This window comes from Cupriavidus campinensis, from assembly GCF_905397395.1.
Taxonomy (GTDB): Bacteria; Pseudomonadota; Gammaproteobacteria; order Burkholderiales; family Burkholderiaceae; genus Cupriavidus; species Cupriavidus campinensis.
Genome location: NZ_CAJPVH010000033.1, coordinates 1 through 12320 on the forward strand (window position 1 = coordinate 1; position 12320 = coordinate 12320).

The 12320-nt window shown below is 63.4% G+C and carries 14 protein-coding genes; 6 read left to right on the forward strand and 8 right to left on the reverse strand.

Translation table 11 applies throughout. The annotated features are described in order from the left end of the window. The coding region (locus tag KHO18_RS17765; protein WP_211943641.1) for an outer membrane protein assembly factor BamE at positions 1–539 on the reverse strand (539 nt) is incomplete at its 3' end. Between the two features lie 127 nt (positions 540–666). Here KHO18_RS17765 and fur point away from each other — a divergent pair. Beyond that, complete coding sequence (gene fur, locus KHO18_RS17770; protein WP_092298769.1) at positions 667–1098, forward strand: ferric iron uptake transcriptional regulator; 432 nt, start codon at positions 667–669, stop codon at positions 1096–1098. Between the two features lie 70 nt (positions 1099–1168). On the opposite strand, the gene KHO18_RS17775 is transcribed toward fur, so the two are convergent. From KHO18_RS17775 to KHO18_RS17795, 5 genes are all read right to left on the reverse strand, one after another. Beyond that, positions 1169–1501, reverse strand: coding sequence for a hypothetical protein (locus KHO18_RS17775; RefSeq protein WP_211943642.1), 333 nt, complete (start codon positions 1499–1501; stop codon positions 1169–1171). 599 nt (positions 1502–2100) lie between these two features. After that, positions 2101–2505, reverse strand: coding sequence for a hypothetical protein (locus KHO18_RS17780; RefSeq protein ID WP_211943643.1), 405 nt, complete (start codon positions 2503–2505; stop codon positions 2101–2103). Positions 2506–3087: 582 nt separating this feature from the next. Beyond that, positions 3088–3681, reverse strand: a complete 594-nt coding sequence (locus KHO18_RS17785; protein WP_144201408.1) for a peptidoglycan recognition protein family protein — start codon at positions 3679–3681, stop codon at positions 3088–3090. A 9-nt stretch (positions 3682–3690) separates the two neighbouring features. After that, positions 3691–4173: an Hcp family type VI secretion system effector gene (locus KHO18_RS17790; protein ID WP_144201406.1), complete on the reverse strand. Its 483-nt coding sequence runs from the start codon at positions 4171–4173 to the stop codon at positions 3691–3693. A gap of 163 nt (positions 4174–4336) precedes the next feature. Further along, a complete protein-coding gene (locus KHO18_RS17795) occupies positions 4337–5335 on the reverse strand; it encodes a LysR family transcriptional regulator (protein ID WP_211943644.1) in 999 nt (332 codons plus the stop codon). A 271-nt stretch (positions 5336–5606) separates the two neighbouring features. On the opposite strand from KHO18_RS17795, the gene KHO18_RS17800 reads away from it, so the two are divergent. Then, the gene (locus KHO18_RS17800) at positions 5607–6218 is read left to right on the forward strand and encodes a flavin reductase family protein (protein ID WP_144201402.1); all 612 of its coding nucleotides are present in this window, start codon (positions 5607–5609) and stop codon (positions 6216–6218) included. Positions 6219–6268: 50 nt separating this feature from the next. Here KHO18_RS17800 and gap read toward each other — a convergent pair whose 3' ends face one another. Continuing rightward, positions 6269–7267 (reverse strand): type I glyceraldehyde-3-phosphate dehydrogenase, encoded by a 999-nt coding sequence (gene gap, locus KHO18_RS17805; RefSeq protein ID WP_092298755.1) that lies wholly within the window; start codon positions 7265–7267, stop codon positions 6269–6271. Between the two features lie 82 nt (positions 7268–7349). Next, entirely contained in the window at positions 7350–9386 is a 2037-nt protein-coding gene (gene tkt, locus KHO18_RS17810; RefSeq protein ID WP_186296949.1) for a transketolase, read from the reverse strand. Positions 9387–9504: 118 nt separating this feature from the next. Here tkt and KHO18_RS17815 point away from each other — a divergent pair, with 118 nt between their 5' ends. Genes KHO18_RS17815 through KHO18_RS17830 form a run of 4 tightly spaced genes read left to right on the forward strand, consistent with a single transcriptional unit; the run spans position 9505 to position 12285 of the window. Further along, a complete protein-coding gene (locus tag KHO18_RS17815) occupies positions 9505–10371 on the forward strand; it encodes a spermine/spermidine synthase domain-containing protein (protein ID WP_244844890.1) in 867 nt (288 codons plus the stop codon). Positions 10372–10407: 36 nt separating this feature from the next. After that, the gene (locus KHO18_RS17820; RefSeq protein ID WP_144201400.1) at positions 10408–10839 is read left to right on the forward strand and encodes a VOC family protein; all 432 of its coding nucleotides are present in this window, start codon (positions 10408–10410) and stop codon (positions 10837–10839) included. Positions 10840–10846: 7 nt separating this feature from the next. Then, positions 10847–11617, forward strand: coding sequence for a 16S rRNA (uracil(1498)-N(3))-methyltransferase (locus KHO18_RS17825; protein ID WP_144201398.1), 771 nt, complete (start codon positions 10847–10849; stop codon positions 11615–11617). Between the two features lie 26 nt (positions 11618–11643). Next, positions 11644–12285 (forward strand): YidB family protein, encoded by a 642-nt coding sequence (locus KHO18_RS17830; protein ID WP_144201474.1) that lies wholly within the window; start codon positions 11644–11646, stop codon positions 12283–12285. Positions 12286–12320 lie beyond the last annotated feature (35 nt).

The following is a 12320-nucleotide window of genomic DNA, read 5'->3' on the forward strand; positions in this document are numbered from 1 at the left end:
ACGGGCGCGGCGCCATCGGCAGCGCCTGCCGGTGCGGCCGGTGCCGGCGTGGCCGGGGCGTCAGCCGGCGCGCTGCTCGAACTCGTCACAATCTTGCCCGGCGTCTGGTTGCGCTGCGCAGCCTTCATCCCGTCAATTTCGGCGATCAGTTCATATTCGGACGGCAATTCGTCGCCGCCAAACTTCACCAGCTTGTCGCCATCGAAGAACACGGTGTAACGGCGCTGCTGCACGACCGGCGTGCTGCCGCGGCGGAACGAGAACACGTAGTCCCAGCGATTGGCGTGGAAAACATCGGTCAGCAGCGGCGTACCGAGCAGGAAGCGGACCTGATCGCGCGTCATGCCTTCGCGCAATTGCGACGCTGCCTCGCGCGAGACGAAATTGCCCTGTACGATATTGATACGATACGGCGTGATGGCGTCGGCCACCTTGCGCGACGTGCTGTCATAGGCCGAGCAGGCGCCGGCCAGCACGGCGGCCGCCAGCAGGGAAGACACCAGCGGCAGGCGCATGGCGGTCGTACGGAATGAACGCATGGATCTCGCTTTCAGACGGGAAAGGATAGTGCCGGGTCCGGTACAGGCCGTGGCACCGGGGCGACTTTTGTCGCCAAAACCCTTATGATTCAACTATCCAGACATTGTACTCTAGGGAGTCACGCCTATGCCGAGTCCGGCGGACCTCAAAAACATCGGCCTGAAGGCGACCGTCCCCCGCCTCAAGATCCTCGAGATCTTCCAGACCAGTGAACAGCGCCACCTGAGCGCCGAAGACGTGTACCGCATCCTGCTCAACGAGCACATGGATATCGGTCTCGCCACGGTATATCGCGTCCTGACCCAATTCGAGCAGGCCGGTCTGCTGTCGCGCAACAACTTCGAATCGGGCAAGGCGATTTTCGAACTCAACGAAGGCAAGCACCACGATCACCTGGTGTGCCTCGATTGCGGCCGAGTCGAGGAATTCTTCGACTCCGACATCGAGCAACGCCAGCAAAGCATTGCGCGCGAGCGCGGCTTCGCACTGCAGGAACACGCATTGTCGCTGTACGGCAACTGCACCAAGAACGACTGTCCCCACAGACCCAAACGATAAGCCGCCGCGGGCCACGGCCCAGCGAGCAGGCAACGAAAACCGGCGCCGAGGTGCCGGTTTTTTTCATCGCTCACACGCCTTCATCATCGTACATACCGGCAAATGGGTCGTGCCATCCGTTGCTCGGGTAGAAGACGATCGTGCGTCCTTTTATACTCCACACAACCTCCGCCAGCCCGCTGGAGCTTACAGACCAAGCGGCGCTATTACCACCAGAGAACTCCACAGTGCCTGTTGCATAACAGGGCGAATAGAATTTTTTCGGTCGCCAATAATGGTCGACAGGGTACGCGCGGGAAAAATACCTGCGCAATTGCGCCATGGTTGGCCTGAAGCTCTCGCACACATGGCTCGTGTTATTGATTTCACTAAGACCTGTAGCGTCGATGACGATTTTTTTCACCGATCTGGCGTGTACGGGTAGTGCCATAAGACACGCTGCGAGACACACGACGATGGACGCCGCAGGTCTTACCATTTTGCAGACTCCGCTTCCGATTCCATTTTTCGCGCGACTACTGGATGCCGGTAGATCCCTCGTACATGCCTCGAAATGGATCGCGCCATCCATTTTTGGCGCGGTAAAGGACGACTTGCCCATTTAAGTTCCACGTCAATTCTGCGACACCGCTGGACGTCAGAATCCATTGCCCCGCATTCCCGTCGAAAAACTCCACTACGCCTTTCGCATGACACGGAGAATAGAACTTGTTGGTCGACCAAAAGCCATCAACAGGATAGGCGTATGTGAAGTATTCTCTAATCTGCAACGTAGTTGGCTTGAACGCTTTGCAAGCCTCCTTTGCGGTCCCTTCTATATCGCTCAGACCCACGCTTTCCACGACAACGGTCTTTACACCCCGGGTGTGAGCGTGCCCTGATTACGCACACAAGATGCATAGGACCACTGCCGCGCCTGTCAATCTTTCCATTTCGCCGACCTCGCTTCCGATGGCATATTAGTCGCCCTCGCTGCGCCCATGCCAGCGCCAGTTCTTTTGGTTAAATCGAATCATCGTACCCGTCCCTGAATGGGTCGGCCCAGCCGTTCGTCTTGTGGTAAAGGATCACGTCACCGGAATGACTCCATTGAAGGTATGCCACGCCACCGGAATTCAGGCGCCATTTACCACGATTTCCATCCGAGAATTCAACAGTTCCCTCCGCCCAGCAGGGAGACCAGATTTTCTTGGAATAATAAATAGCGTCGACGGGATAGGCTCGTGAGAAAAAGCGTTTGATTTGCGCTGCCGAGGGCCGGAATTTCCGGCACGGCTCGGCCATCTCTTCCAATCGACTCAAACCGACGGCTTCTATCGCGACGGCTTTTACCTCACGCGCATCTACCGTCGGCGAGCCCAGAACCAGCAACAAGGACGCGAGCGCAGAGCGCCAAGTCTTTACCATTTTGCCGTACTCGCTTCCGAGTCAGTTTTTCTAGAAAGCTCCGGGTGCCGGTACACCCGCCCATGGAGACGTTCACCGCGATGCCGCTGAGGTTCAAGAAAATGTCCTGCGCCATGCATTGCTCCCTGCCTTGGTTGCGGATTGCCACGCTCTCGTTGACCCCTCGCCTCCCTCCGAAACCGCGTTAGTCTTCTGGCCCTTCGTACATGCCTCGAAACGGATCGCTCCATCCATTTCTGGCGCGGTAAAGCACCACCCGCCCGTTTAGGTTCCATGTCAACTCGGCGATGCCACTGGACGTCAGGATCCACTGCCCCGCATTTCCGTCGGAAAACTCCACAGAGCCTTTGGCATGGCAGGGAGAATAGAATTTATTGGTCGACCAGAATCCGTCAACTGGGTAAGCTCTTGAGAAATACGTCCGGATCTGAGAAGCGGTTGGCTTAAATACTTTGCACGCCTCCTCGGCAACCCCCTTTATATCGCTCAGGGCCACGCTCTCCACGACAACCTTCTTAACATCTCTAGCGTAAGAATGCATTGCTGGCGCACTCAAAATACATAGTGCTAGCGCGGCGTTTCTCAGTCCTGCCATTTCGCCGACCTCGCTTCCGACGGTTTTTTGTAGGATATTTCGGGGTGTCTGTGAACTTCGCGCATCGACACCCCTAAGGTTTCGACCAGCTCCCTGACTAGCCAGCGTAACGATCCATTCTGTGCTTCATTGACTGTTTCATACCCTTCGACTTTACCGATTTCCCGGCCGACTATTTCAATCCCGATTGAATCGTTGTTGCCGGGATATCGCACCAGTGGCTCTTTCTTGTACTCATGTGCGGAAAGCTTCTTGATCCCCTTGATTTTCTGCGCATCCCGAAATTCGGCGGGCGCACACTTCCTGGTTTCCAGGCAGCGCGATTTAAGCCAACCAACATGGTTGGTGCGCTTATACACGGAAGCCGTCTGGTATATCGTCCCATCCTTGTCGATCAGGAAATGCGCCCCATGCGCTCCCGCGCTCTGATAATGCGCGAATGTACTGCCCGATGTGGAGGAGTTCGTTTGATGAACCACTATCCCGTTGACTTTGAGCATTGGGGTTCGCTCCAATCCAGGAAAGATCTTCACCTTGATCCGCTCAGCATCAACGATACCGGCCTTCGATACAAGCAACATGATTTCTCCTCAAATCACCGCATTGGCCTTGACGTCATACCCCACCGCTACCGTGCCCGCACTGCCGCCACTCGCGTTCTGCACGACATACTCCTGCCGGAATCGCGAAAACGACAGCGCCACGCGCTCCCTCGGCACGCGCATGGTGTCGTAGTAGACGGGAGTCACTTGCGTGACCAGCACGTCCTCCATCGTCATCTTCAGATATTCGAGTGGTGATCCGCCCGCCTTTCTCATGACGAGGGTGGCGCTGGCGATGTGTTTGCCGGTGAGGCAATACTGGATGAGATTGGGCGAGGCCCGATCGGTATAGTGGTCAAACGTCAGATCCTCGACGGTGCACTTGCCGGCGCCGCCTCCGCTACCAGCGTGCAGGTTTGCCGGCTGCCTGACCGACCATGCCCATTCGAGGACTTCGATGTCACCGGAGTGCACCGCGTCGATGGACTCGCCCGCGATGCCGCTGAGGTTCAAGAAAATGTCCTGCGCCATTCTTTGCTCCCTGCGTTGGTTGCGAATGGCGACGCTAGCAGCGCTTCACCTGGCCGGATATGAGACGTGTCCGAAATTGACCGTGCTTTGCGATGGGACAATGAAAAACGACTCGGGCGCCCTGTGCGCCCGAGTCGTTTCAACTGCTTGCTGCAGCGTTCGATTACGGCTGCGGAATATCCTGATCCTGCTCTTCCACCACGCGCAGGCCGCGCGGGGTGACGGCCGGGAGGCCGACGAACTCGGCCACCACTTGCCGGAACAGGCCGCGCGCCCACACCAGCATCGGGTGGGTGTTGCGGCTGCGGTGCCAGAACATGTTCAGGCCCAGCATCGTGTTGAGTTCGGCCGGCAGCGGGAAGGCATTGAGGCCGTAGGTCTCGCAGGCCATGTCCTTGGTCAGCGCGTTGACCGTGAAGATCATGTCAGTCTGGGCTGCCAGTTCGGCCTGGGCGCGCCAGGAATGTACCGTCAGCGTGGCATTGCGCTTGAGGCCGCGCTGCTGCAGGGCGTAGTCGAGCGGAATCAGCGACGGAGCCGGACGGCCGGCGCCGCCCGAGTGCGCCATGAAGATATGGCTGCAATCGAGGTATTGCTCGAGCGTCAAATCGTTCTTGAGCAGCGGATGGTCCTTGCGCGCGCAAACCCAGAGGTTCAGCGACGTCACCATCTCCTCGACGATCTCCGGATGCCGGGTCGGGAATGGCGAAAATGCGAGGTCCAGCTCGTTGGCACGCATCGAAGCGACGTCCGATTCCCATGAATGGGATTCGACCAGCCGGATATGCAACTCCGGCGCCATCTGCTTGATGCGGAGGATAAAGCGATTGAAAACCGTGTCGCCCAGTTCGGCGGCAAAGCCGATATTCAGCGTGCCGGTGGCGATGGCCGGGTCGAAGTCGTCGACTTCGCCCTCATTGATGGACGACCAGAGATCCAGCATGTCGCGGATCTTGGGGCCCAGCTCCAGCGCGCGCGGCGTTGGCGTGAGGCCGTGCGGCACGCGGATGAAAAGAGGATCGTCGAAGATCTCGCGCAGACGACCCAGCGAATGCGAGACCGCAGGTGCGGTCATATGCATCTTTTCCGCCACGTAAGTGGCATTTCGCTTGCTCAGCAGCTCGGTGAAAATCACCAGCAGCTTGGTATCCACGTTCACCATGATCAGGCCCGGTTGTTATGCGCACGCTTAGATGGCCCCACCACTTTCACTGGCTGCACATCAGAGTTCAACGGATTCTTCCGAGTGTAAGAGAAAAAAACTACCGGGAAAAGCAAATTCATCATTTCTCGCACTACGAGGGCTCGGATTGCGCGGGATTTGACGGGATAGCGACAGATAATGTCAAAAGACGCCCCGGAAGCCTTTGCGCGGACGGCGTATAGTGAACGGACGCCCGCATCTTTCACTCAGAATCGTCCGATTTCGCCCCATGACGTCCCATCGCCTTCCCGTCGAACTCGCCAAAGCCTACCGGCTCCTCAACCACGGCCCGACTGTACTGGTGAGCGCCGCGCACGGCGGCCAGCGCAACATCATGGCGGCGGCCTGGGCCATGCCGCTGGACTTCGCGCCGCCGAAGGTGGCCGTAGTGCTCGACAAGGCCACGTGGACGCGGCAACTGCTGGAAGCCAGCGGTGAGTTTGCGCTGCACGTGCCCACGGTGAGCCAGGTGGACGTGACGCAGGCGCTCGGCTCAAGCTCCGGCCTGGCCATTTCCGAGCAGCAGGGCATCGACAAGTTCGCAGCCTACGGGCTGCAGACCTTCCAGGGCGATGTCGTTGGCGCGCCGTTGCTCGAGGGCTGTGCCGCGTGGCTGGAATGCCGGCTGCTGCCGGAACCGGCCATCCAGGCCGGCTATGACCTGTTCCTCGGCGAAGTGGTGGCCGCCCATGCCGATAGCCGTGTGTTCAGCGAGGGCCGCTGGCACTTTGCCGGCCACGATGCGCTGCGCACCATTCACCATGTGGCCGGCGGCCATTTCATTGTCGATGGCGACGGGGTCGACGCCCGGCCGCTGCCGCCACTCGCCTCGCAGCCATAAAAAACGCGCCCGAAGGCGCGTTTTATCGTAATACGTCCAGCCTGCGACGATTACTTGGCCACCACACGTGCCATTTCCAGGCACTTGTTCGAATAGCCCCACTCGTTGTCGTACCAGCTCACGACCTTGATGAAGGTGCCATCCAGCGCAATGCCGGCTTCGGCGTCGAAGATCGAGGTGCGCGCGTCGCCACGGAAGTCCGTCGCCACGACCTTGTCTTCGGTGTAGCCCAGCACGCCCTTCAGCGCGCCCTGGCTCTGGGCCTTCATTTCGGCACAGATTTCATCGTAAGTTGCCGACTTTTCGAGTTCGACGGTCAGGTCGACCACGGACACATCCGAGGTCGGCACGCGGAACGACATGCCGGTCAGCTTCTTGTTCAGCTGCGGAATCACCACGCCCACGGCCTTGGCGGCGCCGGTCGACGACGGGATGATGTTTTCCAGGATGCCGCGGCCACCGCGCCAGTCCTTGTTCGACGGGCCGTCGACGGTCTTCTGCGTCGCCGTGGCGGCGTGCACCGTGGTCATCAGGCCGCGCTTGATGCCCCACTTGTCGTTCAGCACCTTGGCCACCGGGGCCAGGCAGTTGGTCGTGCAACTGGCGTTCGAGATGATCGCCTCGCCCTTGTACGAGGCGTGGTTCACGCCATACACGAACATCGGGGTGTCATCCTTGGACGGGGCCGACATGATCACCTTCTTCGCGCCCGCGTCGATGTGCTTCTGCGCGCCTTCCTTGGTCAGGAAGATGCCGGTCGATTCGATGACCACGTCCGCGCCCACCTCGCCCCACTTCAGCTCGGCCGGGTCCTTCACGGCGGTCAGGCGGATCTTCTTGCCGTTCACGACCAGCGTGTTGCCGTCCACGGCCACTTCGCCGTCAAAGCGGCCATGCACCGAGTCGTACTTGAGCATGTAGGCCAGGTAGTCGGGCTCGAGCAGGTCGTTGATGGCGACCACTTCAACGTCCTTGAAGTTGGCCACGGCGGCACGGAACACCATGCGCCCGATGCGGCCGAAGCCGTTGATGCCGATCTTGATGGTCATGTCTATCTCCTAGAGTGCGATCGATGAAAGCGGGGCCGGCGCCGCAACCGGCGCGTCGCACCGGCTGCCGCGCGGGCGGGAATTACTGGGCAAGCGTGGCGCGCACGGTATCGGCGACGTTTTCCACCGTGAAGCCGAAGTGCTTGAACAGCACGCCGGCCGGGGCGGATTCGCCGAAAGTGTCGATGCCGACCACGGCCTGGACCTGGTACTTCCACCAGAAATCGCTGACGCCGGCCTCCACCGCCACGCGCGGCACGCCGGCCGGCAGCACGCTGGCCTTGTAGGCAGCGTCCTGCTTGTCGAACACGGTCGTCGCGGGCACCGAGACCACGCGCACATGCACGCCATCGGCAGCCAGCTGCTCGGCGGCGCCCACCGCCAGGCCCACTTCGGAGCCCGTGGCGAGGATCACTGCGTCCGGACGCCTGGTGCGCGGGTTGGTGCCATCGCGCAGCACGTAGCCGCCGCGCGCAATATTGGCGCGCGTGGCGTCATCGCGGCGCTGGAACGGCAGGTTCTGGCGGCTGAAGATCAGGCAGCTCGGGCCGTTCTCGCGGCGGATCGCCTCGGCCCAGGCCACGGCGGTCTCGGTGGTGTCGGCGGTGCGCCAGACATCCATGTTCGGAATCAGGCGCAGGCTGGCCACGTGCTCGATCGACTGGTGCGTCGGGCCGTCTTCGCCCAGGCCGATGGAGTCGTGCGTGAACACGAACAGCGAGCGGATTTTCATCAGCGCGGCCATGCGCAGCGCGTTGCGGCTGTAGTCCGAGAAGGTCAGGAAGGTGGCGCCGTAGGGGATGTAGCCGCCATGCAGCGTGATGCCGTTCATGATGGCGCTCATGCCGAATTCACGCACACCGTAGTTGATGTGGTTGCCCCAGGCGTCCACGCGCACGGCCTGGCTGCCCGACCAGTTGGTCAGGTTCGAGCCGGTCAGGTCGGCCGAGCCGCCCAGGAACTCGGGCAACACCGGGCCGAAGGCCTCGATGGTGTTCTGGCTGGCCTTGCGCGTGGCGATCGTTTCGGCCTTTTCCTCGCACTTGGCGATGAAGGCGTCCACGGCGGCGTCGAACGCGCCCGGCAGCTCGCCGCGCATGCGGCGCGTGAATTCGCCGGCTTCATACGGATGCACTTCGGCGTACGACGCGAACAGCGCGTTCCAGGCGCGCTCCAGCGCGTTGCCGTTGGTCTTGGCGTCCCAGGCGGTGTAGGCGTCCTGCGGGAGTTCGAACGGGGCGTGGGTCCAGCCCAGCGCCTCGCGCGTGGCCAGCACTTCGGCGCCGCCCAGCGGGGCGCCGTGCACATCGTGGCCGCCTTGCTTGTTCGGGGCGCCCTTGCCGATGATCGTGCGGCAGCAGATCAGGGTCGGCTTGTCGCTGGCCTTGGCCTGCGCGATGGCGTTGTCCACAGCCACCACGTCATGGCCGTCCACGCCGCGGATCACGTTCCAGCCGTAGGCTTCGAAACGCTTCGGGGTGTCGTCGGCGAACCAGTGCACCACGTCGCCGTCGATCGAGATGCCGTTGTCATCCCACAGCGCGATCAGCTTGTTCAGCTTGAGCGTGCCGGCCAGCGAGCAGGCTTCGTGGCTGATGCCTTCCATCAGGCAGCCATCGCCCAGGAACACATAGGTGTGATGGTTGACGATGTCGTAGCCGGGGCGGTTGAATTCCTCGCCCAGCAGGCGCTCGGCCAGCGCCATGCCCACCGCGTTGGTGATGCCCTGGCCCAGCGGGCCGGTGGTGGTTTCCACGCCCGGCGTGATGCCGTACTCGGGGTGGCCGGCGGTCTTGCTGTGCAGCTGGCGGAAGTTGCGCAGTTCCTCGATCGGCAGGTCGTAGCCGGTCAGGTGCAGCAGCGCGTAGATCAGCATCGAACCGTGGCCGTTGGACAGCACGAAGCGGTCGCGGTCGGGCCAGTGCGGGTTCGTGGGGTTATGCTTCAGGTGCCGGCCCCAGAGCGCCACGGCGATATCCGCCATGCCCATCGGTGCACCGGGGTGACCGGAATTGGCTTGCTGGACGGCGTCCATGGCAAGCACGCGGATGGCGTCAGCCATCAATTTGGCGGGCTGCGAGGCGAAAGGGCTGGTGGCGGGATGGGCGAGGGCAGACATGCGGCGAGAACCTGAGCGCGGGAAAACCGCAATTTTAGCAGAAGCAGAGGGTATTTCCGGACGCCTGGGCACGGCCCGAAGGGGTCGTCAAAGCTGGACCGAATGGCTGGCACCCTGCGTGGGCACCACATTGGGCGATGTCCATGTGATCGCAGCGTCATGTTCGGCATATCAACAGATCGAAATTGGCGAAAGCGCCCAATTTGGCCGCATCTTCCGGCTCGATGGCCGCGTGATGAGCACCGAAGCGGACGCCTGGATCCAGCACGAACTGATGGTCCACCCGATGGCGGCGGCGCACGGCAGCCCGCGCAGCGCGCTGGTGGTGGGCGGCGGCGACGGCGGCTCGGCCTTCGAACTGCTGCGCATTCCCACGATCCGTGAGGTGGTGGTGGCCGAACTGGACGCCGAGGTCGTCCGCCTGGCGCGCGAATGGCTGCCGGGCATCCACCAGGGCGCCTTGAGCGCGCCCGGCAAACCCGACGACCCGCGCCTGCACATCGCCATCGGCGACGCGCTCGGGCTGATGGAAGCCTTCGGCCGTGCCGGCCGGCGCTTCGACCTGATCGTCTTCGACCTGACCGAAGCCGACGATGGCAGCCCTGCCACTGCCCTCTTCTCCCTCCACGGCCTGCAGGCCGCACGTCGCTGCCTGGCGCCGGGCGGGGCGATGTCGATCCACCTCGGCCCGCCGCTGCACCGGCCCGACACGACCCGGCTGCTGCTGGCGCGCCTGCGCGAACTGTTCGCCCATGTGGCACCGCTCGCCACGTTCATCCCGGCCTACGGCGCGCTGTGGGGGATTGCGCTGGCCAGCGACGCGCTGGACATCGCCGCCTGCCCCGCGAGCCAGATCGCCACGCGCCTGCGCCAGTGGCAGCTGACTTCCGCGCTGCGCTGCTATCACGCCGATCTTCATCCGGCGCTGTTCACGCACCCGCGCCATCTGCAGGCGATCTTCGACAGCGCCGGCGGCTCCAAGTAACATGCACCGGAAACGCCTGCCCATCCGGAGACCATCATGCCCAGACCGTCCAACACGCCCTGGCTGACCCCGTACCTCACGGTGGCCAGTGGTCGCGCCGCGCTCGACTTCTACAGCCGCGCCTTCGGCTTCACCGCCGGCCATGTGCTCGACGAAAACGGCGTGCCCACCCACGCGGAGATGCACTACCAGGGCGAACTCGTGGTCATGTTCGCGCCGGAAGGCGCCTGGGGCAGCACGGCGCGCACGCCGCGCTCGCTCGGCGTGGAGGCCCCGCAGACCTTCTACGTCTACTGCGGCGACGTGGACGCCATCTACGCCCAGGCCATCGCCGCCGGCGCCATCAGCGTCATGCCGCCCGCCGACCAGTTCTGGGGCGACCGCTACTGCATGGTCGAAGACCCGGATGGCTACCGCTGGGGCTTCGCCACCCGCCTCGACCCGGCCAAGGCGCCCGCCAACTCCTGACTGACTGATGCCCCCTCGCTTTTTCATTGACTCGGCATTGACTGCCGATGCCGTGCTCGACTTGCCCGACGCCGTGGTGCGTCACATCCAGGTGCTGCGCCTCGCCCCGGGCGACGCCATCACGCTGTTCGACGGCCGCGGCGGCAGCCACGCGGCCACGCTGGCGGACCTCGGCAAGCGGCACGCCACCGCGCAGGTGGCCGGGCACGATCCGGCCGAAGCCGAACTGCCCTACCGCGTGACGCTGGCGCAGGGGTTGGCCGGCGGCGACAAGATGGACTGGCTGATCGAGAAAGCCGTCGAACTCGGCGTGACCGAGATCCAGCCGTTGCAGGCCGCGCGCTCGGTCGTGCGGCTGTCCGGCGACCGCGCCGCGCGCCGCCAGGCGCACTGGCAGGCCCTTGTGCAGGCCGCGTGCGAGCAATGCGGACGGAACCGCTTGCCGGACGTGGCGCCGCTGGCTACCTTGGAAGCATGGCTGGCGGCATCGGCCCCATCGGCCCCATCGGCCCAGAAAGCCGGGTCCGCACCCCGGCTGCTGCTCTCGCCACGCGCGGCGGCGTCGCTGCCCGAATTGGCCGCCACGCACCGCGATGCCTGGCGCGAACAGGGTGTAACGCTGCTGATCGGCCCCGAGGGCGGGCTATCTCCCGAGGAAGAAGCGGCGGCGATCCGCGCCGGATTCACGGGCGTGTCGCTGGGGCCGCGCATCCTTCGTACCGAAACCGCCGGGCTTACCTGCCTGGCGGCCCTGAACGCCGTACTTGGCGGATTCTGACCTTCCAAACTCCAAAGGAGTCGATGATGGGACTACTCGATAGCGTGCTGGGCGGCGTGCTCGGCCAACTGGGCGGGCAGCGCGAGGATGGCCAACCCGGCGGGGGCGGCATGAATCCGAAGCTGATGATCGCGCTCGGCCTGCTGGCCATGATGGCGATGCGCAACAAGACACAGGGCGCCGATGGCAGCATGGCACCGGCTGAAGCGGGTGATCCGGGCGCGGCGGGTGGCTTGGGTGGGCTGGGCGGGTTGGGTGGACTCGGGGGCCTGGGCGGAATGCTAGGGGGGATGCTCGGCGGCGGCAGCGCGCCGGCGCCCGGCGGCATGGACCTCGGCTCGTTGCTCGGCGGCCTGCTGGGCGGCCAGGGCGAAGCCACCGGCAGCGCGCAGGCGATGGGTGCCGCCACGGGCGGCATCGGCGCGCTGCGCGACATGCTCTCTCAGGCCGGTCTTGGTCAGCAGGTGGATTCGTGGATCGGCGCCGGCGCCAACGAGCCGGTCAGCCCGGCGGACCTGAGTGGCGCGCTGGGCGGCAGCGGCGCGCTGCAATCGCTGGCGGAAACCACAGGGATGTCGCCCGACGACGTGGCGGCCAGCCTCAGCGAAGGCCTGCCCGAACTGATCGACCGGCTCACGCCGAACGGCCAGTTGCCGCCATCGGCCTGACCCGCAAAACAAAATGCCCGCTGCAACAGCGGGCA